This is a genomic window from Billgrantia sp. C5P2, assembly GCF_051062895.2.
In genome coordinates, this window is record NZ_CM128542.1 from 2,912,645 (window position 1) to 2,934,846 (window position 22,202).

Below are 22,202 nucleotides of genomic sequence, written 5' to 3' on the forward strand. Positions count from 1 at the left end.
TTTCGGTCTGGCGCAAGCGAGCCATGCCCGCACGGCCCACGGCTAGCCGGTTTCCGCGGCCGTTCCGGACTCATGTTCCGAGCAAGATAGCTAGAAGCTCAGGCCTCCGGCGCCTTCCAGAAGTCGCGAATCGAGGCGATGCCCTGGGCGCCCACGGCACGGGCGTGGTTGGCATCGAAGCGGGTCATTCCGCCCAATGCGAACACCGGCATGGCGGCGCGCTCCACCAGTTGCTGGAAATCGTGCCAGCCCATCGGTGCCACCTCGGGATGCGACGGTGTGGTGCGCAGCGGCGACAGGGTGACGAAGTCGCAGCCGATGCGGGCCGCCTGGTCGAGCTGCTTGAAGTCATGGGTCGATGCCGCCAGCCACTTGTCTTCGGCGATGGGTCGGCGCTCGAGGCTCATCAGTCGCTCACTGGTAAGATGAACGCCGTCGGCATCGACCTTCGCCAGCAGGGCCGGATCGGCATTGAGCAACAGCTGCGCGCCGTGCTGGCGGCAGAGCATCAGAGCCCGCTCGGCACGTGCCAGATAGGCCGCCTCGTCGAGGCTCTTCGCACGCAGTTGCACCAAACGGACGCCATCCTCGACCAGCGCTCGCTCCAGGCAGGCGTCGAAGATATCCTCGTCGGCCTCTTCCGCCGTGATCAGGTACTCGGTCGGCAGCATCACGGCCTGCAGGATCGGCAGGTTAGCCGCCGGGAAGGGGTAGTTGACCAGCTCTTCGAGCGGCACCCAGCGCACCGCCTGCCCCTCACGCCCGAACGGCTCGCCACTGAACTCATGCACCTGCCAGACGTCGAGCAGAATATGCTTGTCGGGATACTCATGGTGGATACGAATCAGCGGCTGAGCGCGTCTGATTTCCACTCCGAGCTCCTCATGAAGTTCGCGCTTGAGGCCTTCCAGCCCGGTCTCATAGGGCGCCAGCTTGCCACCCGGGAACTCCCACAGGCCGCCATGATCGACGTTGGAGGGACGGCGAGCAATCAGCGCCTTCTGGCCATCGCTACTGATGATGGCGGCAGCCGCCACGTGCACCCTTCTCTTCACCATTACGTTCATTGACTCCTACCCGCTTGTCCCGCGCCGTCACGAGCGGCGCAGGGGTGATGTACTTGCGACGCGGCCTTGTCTGCTGGAATGGCCTAGCTGCGATAATCGGCGTTGATACTGACGTAATCGTGGGACAGGTCCGACGTCCAGACCGTGGCGCTCTCCTCACCCCGACCCAGCGCGATACGGATGGTGATCTCCTCCTCACGCATCACCCGGCTGCCCTGTTCCTCGGTATAGCCAGGAGCCCGGCCGCCGTTCTCCACCAGTCGCACGTTCCCCAGGTCGATGGATACCCGCTGGACATCGAAATCACTCACCGGTGCGCGCCCCACCGCCGCCAGGATACGCCCCCAGTTGGCGTCGGAGGCGAACAGCGCCGTCTTGACCAACGGCGAGTGGGCCACGGTAAAGGCCACGTCCAGCGCCTCCTCGCGGCTCGCCGCGTCGGATACCTGCAACGTAACGAACTTGGTGGCGCCTTCACCATCGCGAATGATCGCCTGTGCCAGCTCGGTCATGACCCGCTGCAAGCCGTTACGAAACACCGCGACCTCGTCATCGCTCGCCACCTCGGCGCCACGCCCCGTGGCGATCAACATGCAGGCATCGTTGGTCGAGGTATCGCCATCCACGGTAATGCAGTTGAAAGAGCGATCCACCGTCTCGCGCAGCAGCGAATCGAGTAGCGACTGCTCGATGGCGGCATCGGTGGCAACGAAGGCCAGCATGGTGGCCATGTTGGGCTTGATCATGCCCGAGCCCTTGCTGATGCCATTGATGGTCACCGTGCGCTCGCCCAACTCCATGGTCACGCTGGCCCCCTTGGCCCGGGTATCGGTGGTCAGGATACCTTCCCCGGCCTGCTGCCACGCCTCGCTGCCTGAATCCCGCGACTCCCATGCCGCCGGCAAGCCGCCCAACAGCCGCTCCATGGGCATCGGCTCGCCGATCACGCCGGTGGAGAACGGCAGCACGCTGTCTTCCGTCACACCGGCGAGCCTGGCCAATTCCGCACAGGTTGTCCGGGCATCGCGCAAGCCAACCTCGCCGGTACCGGCGTTGGCATTGCCGGTGTTGATCACCAGCAGGCGAGCGCCTTCGCCGCGAGCCTGACAAGCGGCCAGGTTCGCCTTGGCCACCGCAACGGGCGCGGCGCAGAAGGCATTGCGGGTGAAGCTGCCCGCGACTCGGGCGCCCCGGGGGATCTCGATGACCACGAGGTCGCGCCGCCCCGGCTTCTTGATGCCGGCCATGGCGGTGCCCAGGCGCACCCCTTCGATGACCGGCATGGCCGGAAAATGCATCTCACCCACTGCCATGGAATGTTTACTCCTCTTCTGGTTGGAGCAATCGAATCGTCAAACGCCGCACTCCAGCAGGCATTGGGTTCAACTCAGCTGGCCACAGCACTGCTTGTACTTCTTCCCCGACCCACACGGGCAGGGGTCGTTGCGCCCAACCTTGGGCCCTTCGCGACGCACCGGTTTTCCATCGCTTGCCGGCGCCGTCGCGGCGCCGGCCATCTCCTCGCCTTCGGCGAGTTCCGGAGCCTCGTGACGGCTGGCGGCGGCGGCCTTCTCACGTTCAAGCGCCTCGCGCCGCTGACGTTCGAGCTCATCGACCTCCTCCGGCCGACGCACCTGCACATGGCTGGTGATACGAGTGATATCGGCCTTGATATTGGTCAGCAAGGCCTGGAACAGTTCGAAGGCTTCGCGCTTGTACTCCTGCTTGGGATTCTTCTGAGCGTAACCGCGCAGGTGGATACCGCGGCGCAAATGATCCATTGACTGGAGGTGCTCCTTCCAGCGCGTGTCGAGCACCTGCAGCATGATCTGTTTCTCGAAGCGGCGCATCAGCTCGGCGCCCGCAATGTCGATCTTCTCCTGGTAGATGCCACGATGCATCTCGTGCAAGCGCTCGCGAAGTTGCTCCTCGTGGAAGCGCTCATCGGATTTGGACCACTCGACAACCGGGGCTTCGAGGTTGAACTCGCTCTTCAGGTGTTCCTGCAGGCCCTCCAGGTCCCACTGTTCCGGCAGGCTCTGCGGCGGCACGAATTCACTGACGGCGAGGTCGAGTACCTCGTCGCGAATGCCCAGCACGTTCTCTGAGACGTCCTCGGCAGCCAGGATCTCGTTGCGCTGCTCGTAGATCACGCGGCGCTGGTCGTTGGCCACGTCATCGTATTCGAGCAGTTGCTTGCGGATATCAAAGTTACGGCTCTCGACCTTCTTCTGCGCGCGCTCCACGGCATTGGTGACCATCTTGTGCTCGATGGCCTCTCCGCGCTCCAGGCCCAGCGCTTTCATCATGCGCTGTACCCGATCGGAGCCGAACAGGCGCATCAGGCTATCTTCCATGGAAAGGAAGAAGCGCGTCGAACCCGGGTCACCCTGGCGACCGGCGCGACCGCGCAACTGGTTGTCGATACGACGGGATTCGTGACGCTCTGAGCCGACCACGTGCAGGCCGCCGGCTTCCAGCACCGCCTCGTGGCGTGCTCGCCACTCCTCGCGCAGCGTCTCGATCTGCTCGGGGGTGGGGTTCTCGAGCTTGGCTGCCTCGGCTTCCCAGTTGCCGCCCAGCACGATGTCGGTGCCGCGACCGGCCATGTTGGTGGCAATGGTGATGGCGCCGGGGCGCCCGGCCTGAGCGATGATCTCTGCCTCGCTCTGGTGTTGCTTGGCGTTGAGCACGTTGAAATTGAGCCCGGCCTGCTTCATCAACCCCGCCAGGTATTCGGAGGTCTCGATGGACGCGGTACCCACCAGCACCGGACGCCCGGCCTCGGTCTCGACCTTGACGTCGTTGATGATCGCCTCGTACTTCTCCTCGGCCGTGAGATAGACGAGGTCGTTGAGATCGCGACGGACCAGCGGCCGGTTGGTGGGGATGACGATCACGTCCAGGCCATAGATCTGGCGGAACTCGAAGGCCTCGGTGTCGGCAGTACCGGTCATGCCGGCCAGCTTGTCGTAGAGGCGGAAGTAGTTCTGGAAGGTGGTCGAGGCCAGCGTCTGGCTCTCGCGCTGTACCGGCACACCCTCCTTGGCCTCCACCGCCTGATGCAGGCCCTCGGACCAGCGCCGCCCCGGCATGGTGCGACCGGTGTGCTCGTCGACGATCACCACCTGGTTGTTGGCGACGATGTAATCGACGTCGCGGTGGTAGAGGTGGCGGGCACGCAGCGCCGAGTGCATGTGGTGCAGCAGGTTGAGGTTCTGAGCGGCATAGAGCGAGTCCTCCGCGCCCAGCAGCCCTTCGGCACGCATCAATTCCTCGACCTTGTGGTGGCCGGCCTCGGTGATCTCGACCTGCTTGTGCTTCTCTTCGAGCACGAAGTCGCCGCTGACGGGAGCGTCGGCGTCTTCGGAGACCTCTCCCTTCTCCAGTTGCACGGCCAGGCGGTCGACCACCTTGTAGAGCTCGGTATTCTCATCCACGGCACCGGAGATGATCAGCGGCGTACGCGCCTCGTCGATCAGGATCGAGTCCACCTCGTCAACGATGGCGAAGCTCAGGCCGCGCTGGACCTTGTCCTCCAGCGAGAAGGCCATGTTGTCGCGCAGGTAGTCGAAACCGTACTCGTTGTTGGTGCCGTAGGTGATGTCGCAGGCGTAGGCAGCACGCTTCTCCTCGGAGGTCTGTCCCGAGAAGATGACGCCCACGGTGAGCCCCAGTGATTCGTACAACGGGCGCATCCACTCGGCGTCACGGCGGGCCAGGTAGTCGTTGACGGTCACCACGTGCACGCCATTGCCCGGCAGCGCATTGAGGTAGACCGCCAGGGTGGCCACCAGGGTCTTGCCCTCGCCTGTCTTCATCTCGGCGATGCGCCCGCGGTGCAGCGTCATGCCACCGATCATCTGCACGTCGAAGTGGCGCATGCCCATCACGCGCTTGCTGGCCTCACGCACCGTGGCGAAGGCCTCGGGCAGCAGGTCATCGAGGCTCTCGCCCGCCTTCAGGCGTTCGCGGAACTCCTCGGTGCGCGCCAGCAGCGCGGCGTCGTCGAGCGCCTCGAACTGCGGTTCCAGCGCATTGATTTGCGCCACCTGGCGCTGCATGCGCTTGACTTCGCGGTCGTTTTTCGAGCCGACGACCTTGCGTAACAATGTATTGATCATGAAACGTCCATTCTGCGTGTCGCGGTCAGCCGGCACTGTGCAAGACTGGCGGGAAGCCAGCCATCACCGGCAGCATTCGTTGGCTTGTGGGCAACGCGGCTCGCGGGGAGGACCACGGCGGGAAAGGACGTCATGAGCGGCAGCCCAGCGACGCGGCGGGGCCGAGCGTTTTGGCACCGCGCGCTTCGCCATGCCCGCTGGGCGCCGCCGCGGCCAGCTTGGCAAGGCACGCCGGCGCGCCACGTAGCGACAGCGGGCGCGCATCAGCGTCGGGGCGAGAATGCAGGTCTGCACCACGCGCTCGGCGAGGCGCAGCGTTTCCGCCTGGCTCAAGCCAGCCGGTAACAGGCAACTTACCAGCAGCCCGGCCAGCCACCAGCGCGACCGCTGTCGACAGCGCGTCGTCGCAGCCGATGGGCTGGCAACGCTACGATCCTGTGGCTGGGCGGCGCTCATGCTGTCGCGGGTCTCCGAGCGTGCTAGGCTTGGCGTGTTGGTAAAGGACGAGAAACAAGCCCATGAGTATAAAGGTTAAGCGCTCACGAGCCCAGCCCATGTCTCGCCTGTTGGGCGGCAATGGCGAGCTGGCACCGCTGATGCGCACGGCGAGGCTGATCGGCCAGGCGCAGCAGCACCTGCGCGAGCATCTGCCGGAAGAGGTACGCGAGCACCTGTTCGTGGGTGGATATCGCGATGGCAAGCTGACGCTGCTCACCGACCGCGCCGTATGGCTGACCTGGCTGCGCTATGAGCAGTCGCGGTTGCTCGACCTGCTGCATCAGCTACCGGAATTTTCCGCCGTGACCGGATTCAGCCTCAAGGTACGCCCCGTACGGCCACTCAAGGTGCCTCCGCGGCAGGTGCGTACGCTGCCGGCGCCAGCCGCCGACGAGATTTCCGCCTGCGCCGCCGACGTCGACGACCCCCGGCTCAAGGGCGCCCTGGAGCGACTCGCCTCGCATGCGGAGCGCCGCGACTGACCCCATCCTCCAGCCGGCGATCAAGCCAGCCGGTAGGTAATGCCATCCACCTCGACCTCCTTGATATCTCCGTAGGAAACGGTAGCCCCGTTGATGTCGCCGGGCTCCCCCTCATGTTCCATCAGCATGGTTTCGGGTATCACCTTTACCCCCGTGGCCCCTACGTGTTGGATGCGTGCCGAGAAACGCTTGCCCTCGCGCTCTACTACCACTCGCTCGCCGAACATGCAGCGCTCTATCTGGGTCCACAGCTCTGCTTCGTCTACACGTTTGATGGTCATGATTCCTCCCTGAACTGGTGTCGACTCGTCACCGGCGAAGCATGAGCTTCCCGGTTTTCCTTCACTGTAGGAGAACACTGCCGGCTACGACATCTCCACCACAGCTGGAGAGTAGCCATCCACCAGCGCTATGCTAATGACCAATGCGGGCCCCTTCACCGACATGCGGAAAACACATGGCGCTCAGCAAGACCCAATCCAGCTTTTATCGACGGCTCTACCTGGCCCACCTGATCGAGAGCGGCATTGCCAGCGTGCCGGCAATCGTTGCCGCTACCGGCATGCCCCGGCGCACCGCGCAGGACACGCTCAAGGCGCTCGAGGAGTTGGATGTACGCTGCGAGTTCAGGCCTGCCCCGGGCGAGCGCCATAACAGTGGCCGCTACGAAATCACCGACTGGGGGCCTATCGATCGTGCGTGGGTGGCACAACATGCCGAACGTCTGCGTAACGCTTTGGACTATCCTGCGCTGGCATGAGGCTGCCTCGCTGGACAAGGCGACTCCTGGCAGTATCGGCGCTCTTGTTGGCCGGTTGCGCAGCCCCGGTACTGCAGACACCAGGGCCTGCCCCAAGCGAGCCCCGATTGACGCCCTATCAGGTCATTGCCGAGGATGGCTACCGTTTGCCACTGCGCCACTGGCCCGCCCAGGGTGATACCCAGGTGGTGGCGCTGGCCGTACATGGCTTCAACGACCATGCCGGCAGCTTCGAGATTTTGGCCAACGCCCTCACGCCGCATGGCATTGAGGTCTATGCCCACGATCAGCGCGGCTTCGGCACCACCGACCAGCGTCGCCTGTGGCCCGGCCACGGGCGGCTGCGTGAAGATGTCATACTACTCGCCGAACTCCTGCGCGAGCGCCATCCCGACACTCCACTCTATCTCATCGGTAAAAGCATGGGCGCCGCAGTGTCGCTGCTCGCCATGACGGCCGAGGAACCACCCCCGGTAGACGGCAGCGTGCTGATCTCCCCCGCCGTCTGGAGCAAGGACACCATGCCCTGGTACCAGCAGCTTGGATTGTGGCTGGGCGTACGGCTGATCCCCCAAGCCACCTTCTCAGTGCAGACCACCCATCGTCTCGGCATCGAGCCAACCGACGACGAGGAGATCAAGCGACGCTTGGCCACCGACCCATTGATCCTGCGCAGCGCCCGGGTCGACACCCTCTACGGTCTGACGTGGACCATGGGGCTGGCTCTCGAAGCTGCTGCCGAGCTCCCTTCTCCCTCGCTGCTGATGTATGGCGGCGAAGACCAGATCATTCCCCTGGAAGCTTACTGTGCCCTGCTAGAACGCCTCCCCGATGACGACGCCGTACGCCTGGCGTTCTACCCAGGCGGCTATCACATGCTCACGCGCTACACCCGTCGCGAACGTACCGAGCAGGACCTGGCAGCCTGGCTGCACGACCCCTCCGACGAACTGCCCTCGGGCTTCGAATTGCCCAGGAAGCAGTTACTTTCCATGCACTGCGACGAAGGCAACGGGTAAAAACGGCAGTCCTGCTGGCCACCACGGTACTGGCGGCCCCTTCGAAACCAAAAAAAGCGGCGGAGCAATGCCCGCCGCAAGACACCGATCAGTCGCACTGACCGAGAGAGATGCCTGGGTTGAAAATCAGATCTCGAAGCCGAGCCCGAACGCCTCCGGCGAGAGTGCCATCAGCGGCTCGGCGCCAGCCTGGATCATGCGCGCGTGGGCGAGGGTACGCGGCAACAACCGCTGGAAATAGAAGCGTGCGGTCTTGATCTTCGCCTCGTAGAAAGCCGCATCGTCGCTGCCCGCCGCAAGCGCCTCACGAGCCTGCTTGGCGGCCCTGGCAAAGAGATAGGCAAGCGTCACGTAGCCGGAGTACATCAAGTAGTCGACGCTGGCCGCCCCCACTTCCTCACGGTCGTTCATCGCCTTCATGCCGATGCCCATGGTCAGCTCGCCCCACTCTGCATTGAGCTTGGCCAACGGCGCGACGAATTCGGCAAGCTCGGCGTTACCCTCTTCGGCCTTGCAGAACTTGTGGATCTCCTTGGTGAAGACCTTGAGACTCTCGCCCTGGCTCATCAGAACCTTGCGGCCCAGCAGGTCGAGGGCCTGGATGCCGGTAGTCCCCTCGTAGAGACGGGTGATACGTGAATCGCGTACCAGCTGCTCCATGCCCCACTCCTGGATAAAGCCGTGGCCGCCAAAGACCTGTACGCCCTCGTTGGTGGCCTCGAAGCCCACCTCGGTGAGGAACGCCTTGACGATCGGCGTCAGCAGGCTCAGCAGAGTCTCGGCATGCTCACGCTCCGCCGCATCCCGGCCGTGCTCGACGATATCCAGCATCTGGGCGGTATACAGCACCAGCATCCGGCCGCCTTCGGCGAAGGCCTTCTGGGTCAGCAACATGCGCCGCACGTCAGGGTGCACGATGATCGGGTCGGCGGGCTTCTCGGGTGCCTGGGGACCGGAGAGCGAACGCATCTGCAGGCGGTCGCGGGCATAGGCCAGCGCATTCTGGAAGCTCGCCTCGGTCAGGCCCAGGCCCTGGATACCCACACCCAGGCGCGCGGCGTTCATCATGGTGAACATGCAGGCCAACCCCTTATTGGGCGGACCGACGAGGAAGCCTCGGGCGGCGTCGAAGTTCATCACGCAGGTGGCGTTGCCGTGGATGCCCATCTTGTGCTCGAGCGAGCCACAGCTGACGCCGTTACGCTCGCCGGGGTTGCCCTCGGCGTCGGGCAGAAACTTGGGTACCACGAACAGCGAGATACCCTTGGAGCCCTCGGGCGCGTCCGGCAGCTTGGCCAGCACCAGGTGCACGATATTCTCGGCCAGATCATGCTCGCCGGCGGAAATGAAGATCTTGGTGCCGGTAATCTCGTAGGCACCGTCGGCGGTAGGCACCGCGCGGGTCTTGATCAGGCCCAGGTCGGTGCCGCAGTGCGGCTCGGTGAGACACATGGTGCCGGTCCACACGCCTTCGACCAGCTTGGTGAGGTAAGTGGCCTGCTGCTGCTCGGTGCCGTGGTGGCGTAGGGCATCGGCAGCACCGTGGGACAAGCCGGGATACATGCCCCAGGCCAGGTTGGTGGAGCAGATCATCTCATTGAGCGCCATGGCCAATGAATGGGGCAGCCCCTGCCCACCGTGGACGGGATCGGCCGCAAGGCTCGGCCAGCCGCCTTCGACGAACTGCTGGTAGGCCTCCCTGAACCCCTTGGGCGCCTTGACCTCGCCACCCTCCAGCAGGCAGCCCTCCTGATCGCCACTCTGGTTCAGCGGCAGCAGAACCTCGCGCGCGAAGCGAGCGCCCTCCTCGAGGATGGCAGCCACCACGTCGGGCGTGGCTTCTTCACCGCCCGGCAGGCGGGCGTAATGAGAGGGATAGTCCAGCATCTCGTCCATCACGAAACGAAGATCGCGCAAGGGGGCCTGATAGTCGGGCATCTCTACTCTCCAAAAGGTCGCCTGGTCACAGGGTCGCCTGAGTGGGTCGCGTGAAAGCGGCGCAGCCTCTTTCAAACATGTGTTTGAAACTAGCCTGCATGCAACGCTTAGTCAAGCGCTCGTTTTATTCTTGCATCCACCAGCCTCCCCTGGGCGCGCCAAGCCACACCCGTGGTAGGCCTCCTCACCGGAGCTCAAGGTGCGACGAATGTCCTATGTCAGCTCCGGAAAGATGTCACAAGGGTGAAAACAAGCGAATGCAACAGGTTACGGTATTATAAATACCGCACGCTTATTTGGTGCGCATATCAAAGGTGCAACGAATGATTGCGCACCAACCAATACAACGAACCATGCCGAGGGAGCGTGCTGGGCTAAAGGCGGGGATCGATCATGGCATGGCTTCCTCGAGCCTCTCGCGCAGCGTCTCCAGCCGCGCCTTGAGTTCGGCCAGTTCGTCCGGCGACTGGCCACTGGCCATTATCACGCAATCGGGTATCTCCTCGGCCTGCGATTGCATGGCCCTGCCCCGCTCGGTGAGAAAGAGTTCGACGACCCGTTCGTCACGGCGGCTACGCACCCGCCTGAGCAGACCGTCGGCCTCCAGGCGCTTGAATACGGGAGTCAGCGAGCCGGTATCGGTCATCAGGCGCCGACTGATGGCGCCGGCGCTCTGGCCATCCTCCTGCCACAGGGTAAGCAGCACCAGGTATTGGGGATAGGTGAGGCCAAGCCCCTTGAGCAGGGGCTTGTAGAACTTGGTCATCAGCAGCGAGGTCGTGTAGAGCGTAAAGCAGAGCTGGTTGTCGAGCTGAAGGTCGGAGCCGGTCTCCTGGCTGGCCATGCGGGTGCTCCCCTGATCTTGTCGTGCGTCTTGTTGAGCGCCCTACGCTAGCGTGCCAGCCAGTACCTGCCAAGTGCGGCCACCAACGCTCACTGCATGCGAATGCCGCCGTCCAGGCGCACCACTTCGCCGTTTAGCATGGCATTGGTGATGATCTGCTCGGCCAGGCGGGCAAACTCGTCGGGATGGCCCAACCGCTTGGGGAACGGCACTGATGCCGCCAGGGCCTTGGCCGCCTCGTCGGGAATCTCGCTCATCATCGGCGTCTGGAACACGCCGGGCGCTATCGCCATCACGCGAATACCGTGCCGCGACAGCTCACGTGCCGCCGGCAGGCTCATGCCCACCACGCCGGCCTTCGAGGCGCTGTAGGCACACTGCCCCACTTGGCCGTCAAAAGCAGCAACGGAAGCGGTATTGACGATCACCCCGCGCTCGCCGTCCTCGCCGGGCGCATTCTTGGCCATGGCGGCGGCAGCCAGCCGCATCACGTTGAAGGTGCCCACCAGGTTGATCTGCACGGTGCGCGCATATGCATCGAGATCGGCGGGATTGCCTTCGCGGTCGACCAGCTTGGCCACGCTGACCACCCCGGCGCAGTGCACCACGCCGGCGAGGCCGCTTTCACCGCCCAGCGCCACGGCAGCATCCACCGCCGCCTGCATGTCAGTGGCCGAAGTCACGTCGCCACGCACCGCACTGGCAGCCTCGCCGAGCTTTTCTGCATGGATCTCGACGGCATCGCTGAGGTCGCATAGCACGACCCGGCCACCGCCGGAGACCAGACGTTCGGCCGTCGCCGCCCCCAGTCCGGAGGCGGCGCCGGTGATCAGAAAGGTACGGTCCTTCACTTGCATTCAGAATACTCCCGGTTCATTTCGCTTCCGCCTTCTCGGCGGCGTCGGCACGCAACTTGAAGCGTTGGATCTTGCCGCTGGGTGTCTTGGGCAGGGTGTCGACGAACTCGATGACCCGCGGGAAGGCATGGGTAGAGAGACGCTCGCGCACCCGTTGACGAATCTCGTCGGCCAGTTCGTCGCTCGCCTCGAAGCCTTCGCGCAGCACGATGTAGGACTTGATGATCTCGCCGCGGATTTCGTCGGGTTGGCCCACCGCGGCGGACTCGGCCACCGCCGGATGGGTCATGACGGTATTTTCGACGTCGGTGGGCCCCACCCGATAGCCGGCGGTGGTGATGATGTCGTCGTCGCGGCCGGCAAACTGAAAGGTGCCGTCCTCGTTGCGGACCACCACGTCGCCGGTCAGGTAGTAGCCGCCCGCGAAGGGATGCTTCTCCTGCCAAGTGTAGCCAGCAAAGAAGTGGGCCGGCGAGCGCTCGATGTCCACCGCCAGCACGCCTGGCTCCCCCGGCGGCAGCTCCTTGTATTCGGCGTCGAGGATGGCCAGCCGGTAGCCCGGCATCGGCACGCCCATGGCGCCGACGTGCTTGGGATGCTCCAGGGCATGATGGTTGCAGCAGGTCATGCCGGTTTCGGTTTGGCCATAGTGGTCCATCACCGGGCAGCCCAGCGCGCGCTCGACCCAGGTCACCACCTCGGTGTTGAGCGGCTCGCCGGCGGAACTGGCCACGCGTAGCTCGAGACGCTGGCGGGCATCGTCGAACAACCCCGAAGCCTTCATCAGTCGATAGGCGGTGGGGGCGGCGGCGAAATTGGTGATGCGGTGGCGCTGCATGAACGCCAGCGCCCCTTCCGCGCTGAAGCCCGCCTCGCAGAAGTGCGTGGTCACACCCAGCAGCAGCGGCCCGGCGATGGCGTAATAGAGGCCATAGGCCCAGCCCGGGTCGGCCATGTTCCAGAAGCGGTCGCTCTCGCGCAGGTCGATGGCCAGCTCCATGTAAAGCGCGAAGGCCGGCATGCCGGAGAGCGGCACCGCCACGCCCTTGGGCTTGCCCACGGTACCGGAGGTAAACATCTGCAGGAAAGGCGCCTCCGGCGAGAGCCGCGGGGGATTGGCCCCGATGGGTGAATGCGCCAGTGCCTCGCTCCAGTCGAGATCGGCATCGTGCCCCTCGCTCGGCCCGCCCACGGCCAGCACCGCAGGGCATTGCGAGAGGCCATCGAACTTGAAGCGGTTGGCGTGATCGGTGATCACCAGCTTGGTGTCGGCACGGCCCAACCGGTAGTCGACGGCGTCGGGGCCGAAGGCGGTGAAGAGCGGCTGGTAGACCGCCCCGATGCGCCAGGTGGCCAACACCGCCACCAGCAGCTCGGGCGAGCGCGGCAGCATGCAGGCGATGCGATCGCCCACGCCGAGCCCGCGCTCGGCGAACCAGCCGGCGAGCCTGGCGCTCCGGACTTCAAGCTCGGCGTAGGTGAGCCGATTCACGTTGCCCTGCGTGTCCTCGTGAATCAGTGCCAGCACCTCGCCACGACCGGCGCGCAGGTGACGGCCACAGCAGGACTCGAAGGCGTTGAACTTGCCATCGCCGTGGTCATCGAGGCGGGCGATGACTTCATCGATGGAGAAACGCCCGTAATAGGAGGAGTACTCAGGAAGCTGTTGGGTGCTCATGGACTGCCCTCTTGTACCGGTTGTGCTTGTTGTTGGAACTCGGCCCGGTCCGATATAGGCAGGTCTGCCGGGCTGGCTCTCGGTCATTCCTTTCTGCTTTAGATGCCGTTGACGTAAGCGTCAACCTAGCAAGCGCTCGGTACAAGCTAGAAGCAAAGCGTGGGCAGGGCAACCCCCGAAAGCGGGGACCCGGGCTAGACCTTGGTCGACTGCCCAGGCGGGAAGTGGGTCGCAGGGGCAATCATGGCGACCAATTCGTGAGCCAGGTCCTCCGGCTTGCGCGGCCCCTCGGGGTCGTACCAGCGCACCGTCCAGTTCAGCGCCCCCATGACGAAGCGTGACACCAGGAAACGATCGCCATGAACGAGCCCGGCTTCCAGGGCTTCGTCGATGACCCGCTCCCATAGCTCTTCGTAGGCGTCGCGCAAATGGCTCAGGTGGTCCCGTGCCGCCGCGTCCAGCCGCCGCCACTCATAGAGCGCGACGACATGGGCGTTACGATCGGTCAGCAGCGTTTCCAGATGCGCGCGGGCCATGGCATGCAGGCGCTCGCTGGCCGAATCGCCGCATTCTTCCAGGGCCTGCCGGGCCAGTGTCAGGGCATTCTGGGTGCCCTCCTCGATGACTGCCGCCAGGATTTCCTGCTTGTCGCGAAAATGGTGGAACAGGCTGCCGGACTTGATACCCATCTCCTGGGCAAGCATACGCACCGTCGTGCGGTCGAAGCCCTCCTGAACGAACAACTGGGCGGCCAGACGGGTCAATTCCTTACGGCGAGGGGACTCGTTAACGACATTCATCGGGTTTACACTAGCGCTTGCTTGGTTGATCTTGAGAAAAACACAGCGTCGCTGACAGGTCAACGCAACATATTGCAGAGAACGCCCGATGAGATACCCGAAAGCCCCGTCACGACCGGCTCTCGAGGACGACAATCACAACGGATGATTCGACAGGAGACCGCCACCATGAGCAGCCCCAACGATATCGTTTTCCTTTCCGCTGCCCGCACGCCGATGGGCGGCATGCTGGGCAGTCTCTCGAGCCTCACGGCCCCTGAGCTTGCCGCCACTGCCATCCGTGCCGCCATCGAACGTGCCGGTATCGAAGCCAGCGCCATCGATGAAGGCATCATGGGCTGTGTGTTGCCAGGCGGCGTCAAGCAGGGCCCTGCCCGCCAGGCCATGCGCCAGGCCGGCATACCCGATGGCATCGGCGCCACCACCATCAACAAGCTGTGCGGCTCGGGCATGAAGGCCGCCATGCTGGCACATGACCTGATCCGTGCCGGCAGCGGCGAGGTGGTCCTGGCCGGCGGCATGGAATCGATGTCCAACGCCCCGCACGTGCTGACCAAGGCGCGTACCGGTTACCGCCTGGGCCACGGCGAACTGAAGGATCACATGTTCCTCGACGGCCTGGAAGACGCCGAGACCGGCAAGCTGATGGGCGTATTCGCCCAGGACGTCGCCAGCGAGCGCGGCTATTCGCGCGAACGCCTGGATGACTTCGCCATCGCCTCGCTGGAGCGCGCCATGGAGGCCACCAACGCCGGTCACCTGACGGCCGAGATGGCCCCGGTCACCGTCACCAGCCGCCAGGGCGAGAGCGTGGTCGAGCATGACGAGCAGCCGTTCCAGGCCAAGCTCGACAAGATCCGCCAGTTGCGCCCCGCCTTCGCCAAGGACGGGACCATCACCGCCGCCAACTCCAGCTCCATCTCGGATGGCGCCTCGGCGCTGATCCTGGCCACTCAGGCGGCTGCCGACAGGCTGGGCAGCAAGCCGCTGGCACGCATGCTCGGCCACAGCACCCACTCCCAGCATCCCAGCGAGTTCACCATCGCCCCGGTGGGCGCCATCGACAAGCTGTTGAAGAAGCTGGACTGGAGCGTCGCTGACGTCGACCTGTTCGAGATCAACGAGGCCTTCGCCGTGGTTACCCTGCTGGCCATGGATGGGCTCGACATCCCCCACAACAAGGTCAACGTCTTCGGCGGCGCCTGCGCCCAGGGCCACCCCATCGGCTCCACCGGTTCGCGCATCATCGCCACCCTGATCCACGCCCTACGCACCAAGGGCGGCAAGCGCGGCATCGCCAGCCTGTGCATCGGTGGTGGCGAAGCCACCGCAGTGGCCATCGAGCTGATCGACTGACCGGGCTTTAAAGCCAATGGACGCCCGCTTCGACACCGAAGCGGGCGTTTTCATGAGCGGGGTATGGAGAGCCGATCGAGGCGCAGCCGCTCGCGGGAGTCGAACAGCCGGCGGCTGCCCGCGGCTACTGCAGCCAGAGTGCCGAAGCCGGTTCCCAGCGTGATCGCGAACATGATCAGGATCTGGTACTTCACCGCCAGGCCCGGCGCGGTGCCGGCGAGTATCTGGCCTGTCATCATCCCCGGCAGGCTGACCACCCCCGCGGCAGCCATGGCATTGATCATTGGCATCAGGCCGCTGCGCATCGCCTCGCGACGAATATCGCCTATCGCCACCTGCCACGGCTCGCCGAGCATCAGGCGGCTCTCGATCACGCCACGCTGGCGCCAGGCGGTATCGGTCAAGCGATCCAGCGCCAGGGCCACGCCGGTCATGGTGTTGCCCAGCAGCATGCCCAGTAGCGGAATGGCATACTGGGGGCGATACCATGGCTCGGGACCAATGATCACCGTCAGGGTCAGCACGGCGACGGTGAACGACGAGAGAAACATCGACAGCGTGCCAATGCCGAAAGCCCATCCGCCCAACAGCCGACGCTTCTGCCGAGCCATCACCTCGCGCCCGGCGACCAGCAACATGGCCAATGCCATCAGCACGACCCACATCAGCCGCTCGGCGGCGAACAGCGCCTCCAGTACCAGGCCGACCAGCGCCAACTGAATGACGGTACGCAGCGCGGCAACCAGCAGGCTGCGACTCATGCCCAGCCGCATCGCGAAGGTACAGGCCGCAAGCATCACCACCATCATTGCTGCCAGCGCCAGTTGCCACCAAGAGAGCTCGATCACGTCCATGCGACCTCCACCTCCTCCAGCCGCCCGCTCGCGATCCGCCAGTGGCGGCTGGCCACGCGGGCTATCTGCCCTCGGTCATGGGCCACCCACAGCGTCGGCCAGCCACGCTCGTGAATGCGCGCCGTCAGCCAGGCTTCCACACGCTCGCTGGTCGCGTCATCCAGGTTGGCAGTGGGCTCGTCGAGCAGCAACACGCGGGGGTCGCGGCTTACCGCCCGCAACACCCCCAGGCGCTGCTTCTCACCCGTGGAGAGTCGCCCTATCTGCCAGGTCAAGGCCTCGGGTTCCAGCCCCAAGGCTTCCAGTTCCGCCACTTCCGGCTCTTGGGCAAAGTGCTCGCCCACCGTCTCCGCCCACCAGTGGCTTTCGGCCGGCACCAGCATCACCTGGCGACGCCAGGCGTGGCCCGGCGTCTGCGTCTGGGCCTGGGCGCCCAGCCAGACCTCGCCTTCATGGGGCTCTAGATCGGCCACCGCGCGCAGCAGCCGGCTCTTGCCTGAGCCACTGGCGCCGGACAAACAGACAACCTCGCCGGTCCCGACCTCAAGGTCGACAGCTTTCAGATCGCCGATGGTCAGTGCATCCAGGCGCAGCACATCGTCATAAACCACAGCGGTACTTTCTCCCTTTGCGGCGCTATTGGTGGGTGGAGGTCCGCTTGCCATATATGGATACCCATATACAATGCAGGCAGTTCACTTCTCAAGGTCGCTCCCTCACAAGGACCCAAGTCATGACGGCAGGGCAAGGCACCCAGCTCCCCTCTACTACCGAGGGAATGGGGCGGTTCGAACGCTACCTCTCCATATGGGTGGCGCTGGCCATTGTCGCCGGTGTGCTGCTAGGCCAGTTTGCCCCAGCGGTACCCGAAACCCTATCGCGTTTCGAAATTGCCCAAGTATCGATTCCGGTGGCACTCCTCATATGGGCAATGATCTTCCCGATGATGGCGCAGATCGACTTCGCCGCCGTACTCGGCGTGCACCGCCAGCCCAAGGGGCTCGTCATCACGACCACGGTGAACTGGCTGATCAAGCCATTCACCATGTTCGCCATCGCCTGGTTCTTCCTGATGGTGGTGTTCCGACCGCTGATTCCGGAGCACCTTGCGAGCCAGTACCTGGCCGGCGCCATCCTGCTCGGCGCCGCACCCTGCACCGCCATGGTCTTCGTGTGGAGCTACCTGACCCGCGGGGATGCCGCCTACACCCTGGTGCAGGTGGCACTCAACGACCTGATCATGCTGTTCGCCTTCGCGCCCATCGTGGTCTTCCTGCTCGGCGTGTCCAACATTCAGGTACCCTGGGATACCGTGGCGCTGTCGGTGGTGCTCTACATCGTCATACCGCTCGCCGCCGGCTACCTGACCCGGCGCACCCTGATCGCCCGCCGCGGCATCGAGTGGTACGACAACGTCTTCATGAAGCGAATAGGCCCGATCACACCCATCGGGCTTATCATCACCCTGGTTCTGCTGTTCGCCTTCCAGGGCGACGTGATCATCGCCAACCCGCTGCATATCGTGCTGATCGCCATCCCACTGGTCTTCCAGACCTTCCTGATCTTCTTCATCGCCTACGGCTGGGCCAAGGCGTGGAAGGTACCGCATAGCGTGGCCGCCCCAGGCGCCATGATCGGCGCCAGCAACTTCTTCGAGCTGGCGGTGGCCGCCGCCATTGCGCTGTTCGGCCTGCAGTCGGGCGCGGCGTTGGCTACGGTGGTGGGCGTGCTGGTGGAAGTACCACTGATGCTGGCATTGGTGCGCATTGCCAACAATACTCGGGAACATTTCCCGACGGCTGGCGCCGAGATCAGGCGCTGAGAAGGGCCACCGGCATTCAGCACATTTCGCGGCGACGCTCGGGGCGATTCCCCATCTGCCGAAGCCGCGCCAAAAGAGCAGCTAGACGTTCGTTCTGCCCCACCGCAGCCGCCTCCAGAATTGTCTGGACCCACTCGGGAAGGTCAGGCGCCAGGCCGTAGTAGACCCACTGCCCTTCGCGACGATCCTCGAGAAGAACGCACTGGCGCAACTGAGCGAGATGCCGGGAGACCTTGGGCTGGGACTCCTGCAAGGCATGGGTCATCTCACAGACGCATAACTCACCTTCGCGCAGGATCAGCAGCACCAGCATCAGCCGGGTCTCGTCACCCAGGCACTTGAAAACGCGAACGGCATCCAGAGATATCAAGTGGTTCCCCCTACTCCATGTCAATCGAGTGGCATTCTAGCTCTATTCTCCCCAGCGGCCGGCCTGAGCCTGCCCTTTACGGGCTTTGCCGAGGCAGAGCCAGTGCCATCAGCGCACTGGCAGCCACCAGCGCCGCCGAGATCCACAGGCAGGCGGCCAGCCCATGAACCTGATAGACCCACCCCGACAGCAATGTTCCCAGCAGCCTGCCCATGGCGTTGGCCATGTAGTAGAAGCCGACATCCATGGAAACCCCGTCGGCCCGCGCGTAGTGAACGATCAGGTAGCTATGCCAGCTGGAGTTGATGGCGAACAGCACGCCGAACATCAGCAGTCCCGCCACTAGCCAGCCCGCCTCCGCCAAAGGCAGTAGCGCCAGCAGCGCCGGCAGGCCGGCCAGTGCCAACGCCCAGAACGCCGTCACGCCCCGTGCGCCACCGTGGATCAGGCCGGTCAAGCGGGGAGCCTGGGTCTGCACGCCGCCGTAGCCGATCACCCAGATCGCCAGCAGGCCGCCCACCGTCCAGTGGCTCCAGCCGTGCTGGTCATACAGGAACACCGGCAGGGCCACCACGAACCAGACATCGCGCGAAGCGAACAGGCACAGCCGCGCCGCCGAGAGTACGTTGACCGCTCGCGATGACGAAAACACTTCGCTGAATTTGGGTTTGCGCTTCTGCCGCCCCAGGTCGGCCTTGAGTCGAACCAGGGATAGCACCAGCACCGCGACGAGCATCACGGCCATGGTAGCGACCGCCCCGCGGAATCCGATCAGGGTCAGCAACAGGCCTCCGAGGAAGAAACCGGCCCCCTTCAAAGCGTTCTTCGAACCGGTGAGGATCGCCACCCAGCGATAGAGCGCACTCTGGGCGCTGGCACTCTCCTTGGGCACCAGCACCTTGACCGCACTCTTGGCGCTCATCTTGTTGAGGTCCTTGGCGATGCCTGAGAGTGCCTGGGCGGCCATCACCCAGGGCACGGTAAGCGCTGCGGCGGGCACCATCAACATGGCCAGGGCAACGATCTGCAGGCCAAGGCCCATGTTCATCGTGCGGTTGAGGCCGAGCCGTGCCCCGAGCCAGCCACCCACCAGATTGGTGACCACGCCGAAGGCCTCGTAGAACAGGAACAGCAGCGCCACTTCCAGCGGCGAATAACCGAGCTGATGGAAATGCAGCACCACCAGCATGCGCAGGGCACCGTCGGTGAGAGTGAAGGCCCAGTAGTTGCCGGTAATGAGCAGATACTGACGCACCTCGAAGGGCAGCCCCCGCAAGCGGGCGGCGAACGATTCAGCCACGGCCCACCTGCTCACTCCCCACTATGAGGGCCAGCTCCGCGGTGCGGTTGGCATAGCCCCACTCGTTGTCGTACCACGCGTAGAGCTTCAGTTGCGTGCCGTTGACGACCATGGTCGACAGCGCATCGATGATCGAGCTGCGCGGGTCCGTGCGGTAGTCCACCGAGACCAGCGGACGCTCCTCATAGCCCAGGATACCGGCCAGTTCGCCCTCGGCGGCTGCCTTTAGTACTGCGTTGACCTCCTCCACGGTGACACTGCGCTCGAGCTCGAAGACCATGTCGGTCAGCGAGGCGTTGAGCAGCGGCACGCGGATAGCATGGCCGTTGAGCTTGCCCTCGAGCTCAGGGAAGATGGCAGTGATCGCCTTGGCCGAGCCGGTCGTCGTGGGAATCAGGCTCTGGCTGTTGGCCCGCGCCCGACGCAAATCCTTGTGCGGCGTATCGAGGATCGACTGGGTGTTGGTGATGTCGTGCACGGTAGTCATCGAGCCATGACGAATGCCGAAACTAGCGAGGAGGACCTTGACCACCGGTGCCAGGCAGTTGGTGGTGCAGCTCGCGGCGGTGACGATGCGATGCGTGTCCGGATCGTAGCGATCGTCGTTCACTCCCATCACTACGTTGAGAACCCCTTCTTCCTTGACGGGAGCCGTGACGACCACACGAGAGACGCCTTGGTCGAGATAGGCCTGCAGCTTGTCCCGGCCCTTTATCTTGCCCGAGGCCTCGATGACGACATCGCAGCCGGACCAGTCACTGTCGGCCAGTTCGCGATTATCGGTAAACGAGATGCGCTTGCCGTCGATCACCAGCGCCTCCTCTTCGGTCTGGAACCCTTGCCCCGGTGTCCAGCGACCGTGCACGGAGTCGAACTCGAACAGGTGGGCGAAAGTTGCCGCATCAGCACCCGGATCGTTGAGGTGAGCAATTTCGACTTCGCCACGCGCTACATGGGGCCACAGGCAGCGCAGGGAAAGTCGCCCCATGCGGCCAAGGCCGTTGATGCCGATACGAATCGTCATGGCGTTCTCTCGGTTGGAAAAGATTTACCGGCTCGTGGAAACGAGCCCCTAAATATATGGAATTACATATATACAAAACTGCCGTGTCAAATCGATGACAGCGGTCCCGCCACCTTCCAACCGCCTGTCCCTGAAAACCGAGTGGACGCGACGAATGGCGTCTTGTCTCACCCCATCGGGGCGGTAACGATAGAAGAATGAAGACGCTCTTTTGGCAACGTCATCCGCTGGCCGTCATCGTCCTCGCCCAGCTCTGCGGCACGTCACTCTGGTTCAGCGTCAACGGCGTTGGCCTGTCGCTCTCGCGCGACCTGGGGCTCTCCGAAGTCGACCTGGGCCGCTTGACCCTGACCGTGCAGGCGGGCTTCATTGCCGGCACCCTGGCCATCGCCGTGACCGGTCTCGCCGACCGCTTCCGCGCCAGCCGCATCTTTGCCGTCTCCTGCCTGCTGGGCGCGATCGTCAACGCCGGCTTCGTCCTGGTCGCCGATCAACCGACGCTGGCGCTCATGCTACGCTTCGCGACTGGCCTGTGCCTGGCCGGCATTTATCCGCTGGGCATGAAGCTGGTGATCGGCTGGACGCCGCGACACACAGGGGCGGCGCTGGCCTGGCTGGTGGGCATGCTGACGCTGGGCACCGCCCTGCCGCACCTGCTGCGAGGGAGCACTCTGGGTATGCCCTGGGAGTGGCCGCTGCTGGGCGCCTCGCTGCTGGCCCTGCTGGGAGGCGCCATGGTCCATGCTCTGGGTGACGGTCCCCACCTGCCGCCACCGGCCGGCAGGGTGCGCCTGCGCGAAGGCCTGGCAGCCCTGGGTGAGGGGCGTTTTCGTGCCGTAGCAGGTGGCTATTTCGGCCACTGCTGGGAACTCTACGCCTTCTGGATGCTGACGCCCTTTCTCGTGCTTCGTGAAATCGAACGACTCACGGCTTCCCCGGATTGGGTGGCCTGGCTGTCGTTCGGCATCATCGCGCTGGGGCTGATGGGCTGCGTCGGCGGCGGTCTGTTGAGCCGGCGTCTGGGTAGCTTGTGGGTGGCTCGCTGGGCGCTGACGGCTTCCGGCGCGATCTGCCTGGCCTATCCCCTGCTGGCCTGGGCACCGCCCGGCCCATTGCTGGTACTGCTGTTTCTGTGGGGCCTCACGGTGATCGCCGACTCCCCCCAGTTCTCTGCCCTGGCCGCCACCACGGCGCCGCGCGAGCGCATCGGCTCGACGCTCGCCGTGATGAATGCAGTGGGCTTCGCCCTGACCATTCCTGCCATTTCGTTGACTACCTCGCTGTGGTCGTTACAAGGCACCTGGGTACTGTGGTGGCTACTGCCGGGGCCGATCCTCGGTCTCTGGGCGCTGCGCGGGCTGGCCGACCCGGCCGTTTCACCGCCGGCACCAGCGCACCAGAAGTGAGCC

The 22,202-nt window shown here is 64.5% G+C and carries 21 protein-coding genes; 6 read left to right on the top strand and 15 right to left on the bottom strand.

Features of this window, described 5'->3' with window-relative positions:
- Window positions 1-98 precede the first annotated feature (98 nt).
- The 4 genes from ACRWQA_RS13470 to ACRWQA_RS13485 form a co-directional block, all read right to left on the bottom strand.
- Window positions 99-1,058 carry a Nudix family hydrolase gene (locus ACRWQA_RS13470; protein WP_263583393.1) on the bottom strand — a complete coding sequence of 320 codons (960 nt, stop codon included), beginning with the start codon at window positions 1,056-1,058 and terminating at the stop codon, window positions 99-101.
- Window positions 1,059-1,150: 92 nt separating this feature from the next.
- Window positions 1,151-2,380 (bottom strand): bifunctional glutamate N-acetyltransferase/amino-acid acetyltransferase ArgJ, encoded by a 1,230-nt coding sequence (gene argJ, locus ACRWQA_RS13475; protein WP_263583392.1) that lies wholly within the window; start codon window positions 2,378-2,380, stop codon window positions 1,151-1,153.
- A gap of 69 nt (window positions 2,381-2,449) precedes the next feature.
- Complete coding sequence (secA, locus tag ACRWQA_RS13480; RefSeq protein ID WP_434229047.1) at window positions 2,450-5,191, bottom strand: preprotein translocase subunit SecA; 2,742 nt, start codon at window positions 5,189-5,191, stop codon at window positions 2,450-2,452.
- A 63-nt stretch (window positions 5,192-5,254) separates the two neighbouring features.
- Window positions 5,255-5,647, bottom strand: a complete 393-nt coding sequence (locus tag ACRWQA_RS13485; RefSeq protein ID WP_263583390.1) for a hypothetical protein — start codon at window positions 5,645-5,647, stop codon at window positions 5,255-5,257.
- Window positions 5,648-5,745: 98 nt separating this feature from the next.
- On the opposite strand from ACRWQA_RS13485, the gene ACRWQA_RS13490 reads away from it, so the two are divergent.
- Complete coding sequence (locus ACRWQA_RS13490) at window positions 5,746-6,171, top strand: DUF721 domain-containing protein (protein ID WP_263583389.1); 426 nt, start codon at window positions 5,746-5,748, stop codon at window positions 6,169-6,171.
- 20 nt (window positions 6,172-6,191) lie between these two features.
- Here the strand turns inward: ACRWQA_RS13490 and ACRWQA_RS13495 are convergent, their stop codons facing one another.
- Entirely contained in the window at window positions 6,192-6,452 is a 261-nt protein-coding gene (locus ACRWQA_RS13495) for a hypothetical protein (RefSeq protein WP_263583388.1), read from the bottom strand.
- Between the two features lie 176 nt (window positions 6,453-6,628).
- Between ACRWQA_RS13495 and ACRWQA_RS13500 the strand changes: the two genes are divergently transcribed.
- Window positions 6,629-6,931 carry a winged helix-turn-helix domain-containing protein gene (locus ACRWQA_RS13500; protein ID WP_434229050.1) on the top strand — a complete coding sequence of 101 codons (303 nt, stop codon included), beginning with the start codon at window positions 6,629-6,631 and terminating at the stop codon, window positions 6,929-6,931.
- Between the two features lie 107 nt (window positions 6,932-7,038).
- The gene (locus tag ACRWQA_RS13505) at window positions 7,039-7,950 is read left to right on the top strand and encodes a lysophospholipase (protein WP_263583386.1); all 912 of its coding nucleotides are present in this window, start codon (window positions 7,039-7,041) and stop codon (window positions 7,948-7,950) included.
- 126 nt (window positions 7,951-8,076) lie between these two features.
- On the opposite strand, the gene ACRWQA_RS13510 is transcribed toward ACRWQA_RS13505, so the two are convergent.
- The 5 genes from ACRWQA_RS13510 to ACRWQA_RS13530 form a co-directional block, all read right to left on the bottom strand.
- Window positions 8,077-9,888, bottom strand: coding sequence for an acyl-CoA dehydrogenase C-terminal domain-containing protein (locus ACRWQA_RS13510; protein WP_434229052.1), 1,812 nt, complete (start codon window positions 9,886-9,888; stop codon window positions 8,077-8,079).
- 391 nt (window positions 9,889-10,279) lie between these two features.
- The gene (locus tag ACRWQA_RS13515) at window positions 10,280-10,732 is read right to left on the bottom strand and encodes a MarR family winged helix-turn-helix transcriptional regulator (protein WP_263583384.1); all 453 of its coding nucleotides are present in this window, start codon (window positions 10,730-10,732) and stop codon (window positions 10,280-10,282) included.
- A gap of 89 nt (window positions 10,733-10,821) precedes the next feature.
- Window positions 10,822-11,589: an SDR family NAD(P)-dependent oxidoreductase gene (locus ACRWQA_RS13520; protein ID WP_434229055.1), complete on the bottom strand. Its 768-nt coding sequence runs from the start codon at window positions 11,587-11,589 to the stop codon at window positions 10,822-10,824.
- Window positions 11,590-11,605: 16 nt separating this feature from the next.
- Window positions 11,606-13,267 (bottom strand): AMP-binding protein, encoded by a 1,662-nt coding sequence (locus tag ACRWQA_RS13525; RefSeq protein ID WP_434229057.1) that lies wholly within the window; start codon window positions 13,265-13,267, stop codon window positions 11,606-11,608.
- Between the two features lie 194 nt (window positions 13,268-13,461).
- Window positions 13,462-14,067 carry a TetR/AcrR family transcriptional regulator gene (locus ACRWQA_RS13530; protein WP_434229059.1) on the bottom strand — a complete coding sequence of 202 codons (606 nt, stop codon included), beginning with the start codon at window positions 14,065-14,067 and terminating at the stop codon, window positions 13,462-13,464.
- A gap of 168 nt (window positions 14,068-14,235) precedes the next feature.
- Here ACRWQA_RS13530 and ACRWQA_RS13535 point away from each other — a divergent pair, with 168 nt between their 5' ends.
- Window positions 14,236-15,423: an acetyl-CoA C-acyltransferase gene (locus ACRWQA_RS13535; protein WP_263583380.1), complete on the top strand. Its 1,188-nt coding sequence runs from the start codon at window positions 14,236-14,238 to the stop codon at window positions 15,421-15,423.
- A gap of 50 nt (window positions 15,424-15,473) precedes the next feature.
- Here ACRWQA_RS13535 and ACRWQA_RS13540 read toward each other — a convergent pair whose 3' ends face one another.
- Together ACRWQA_RS13540 and ACRWQA_RS13545 are read right to left on the bottom strand one after the other, a co-directional pair.
- Window positions 15,474-16,277, bottom strand: a complete 804-nt coding sequence (locus ACRWQA_RS13540) for an ABC transporter permease (protein ID WP_434229061.1) — start codon at window positions 16,275-16,277, stop codon at window positions 15,474-15,476.
- Window positions 16,268-16,888, bottom strand: coding sequence for an ABC transporter ATP-binding protein (locus tag ACRWQA_RS13545; RefSeq protein WP_434229063.1), 621 nt, complete (start codon window positions 16,886-16,888; stop codon window positions 16,268-16,270). Before ACRWQA_RS13545 ends, ACRWQA_RS13540 begins: the two co-directional genes overlap by 10 nt.
- Before the next feature lie 122 nt (window positions 16,889-17,010).
- On the opposite strand from ACRWQA_RS13545, the gene arsB reads away from it, so the two are divergent.
- On the top strand, window positions 17,011-18,099 hold the full coding sequence (gene arsB / locus ACRWQA_RS13550) for an ACR3 family arsenite efflux transporter (protein ID WP_434229065.1): 1,089 nt from the start codon (window positions 17,011-17,013) through the stop codon (window positions 18,097-18,099).
- A 16-nt stretch (window positions 18,100-18,115) separates the two neighbouring features.
- On the opposite strand, the gene ACRWQA_RS13555 is transcribed toward arsB, so the two are convergent.
- The 3 genes from ACRWQA_RS13555 to ACRWQA_RS13565 form a co-directional block, all read right to left on the bottom strand.
- Window positions 18,116-18,469 carry a metalloregulator ArsR/SmtB family transcription factor gene (locus tag ACRWQA_RS13555; RefSeq protein ID WP_412031199.1) on the bottom strand — a complete coding sequence of 118 codons (354 nt, stop codon included), beginning with the start codon at window positions 18,467-18,469 and terminating at the stop codon, window positions 18,116-18,118.
- A 76-nt stretch (window positions 18,470-18,545) separates the two neighbouring features.
- Window positions 18,546-19,769 carry an organoarsenical effux MFS transporter ArsJ gene (gene arsJ / locus ACRWQA_RS13560; RefSeq protein ID WP_263583376.1) on the bottom strand — a complete coding sequence of 408 codons (1,224 nt, stop codon included), beginning with the start codon at window positions 19,767-19,769 and terminating at the stop codon, window positions 18,546-18,548.
- On the bottom strand, window positions 19,762-20,793 hold the full coding sequence (locus ACRWQA_RS13565; protein WP_434229068.1) for an ArsJ-associated glyceraldehyde-3-phosphate dehydrogenase: 1,032 nt from the start codon (window positions 20,791-20,793) through the stop codon (window positions 19,762-19,764). Before ACRWQA_RS13565 ends, arsJ begins: the two co-directional genes overlap by 8 nt.
- A gap of 197 nt (window positions 20,794-20,990) precedes the next feature.
- Here ACRWQA_RS13565 and ACRWQA_RS13570 point away from each other — a divergent pair, with 197 nt between their 5' ends.
- Complete coding sequence (locus ACRWQA_RS13570) at window positions 20,991-22,199, top strand: MFS transporter (RefSeq protein ID WP_434229069.1); 1,209 nt, start codon at window positions 20,991-20,993, stop codon at window positions 22,197-22,199.
- Window positions 22,200-22,202: the final 3 nt, after the last annotated feature.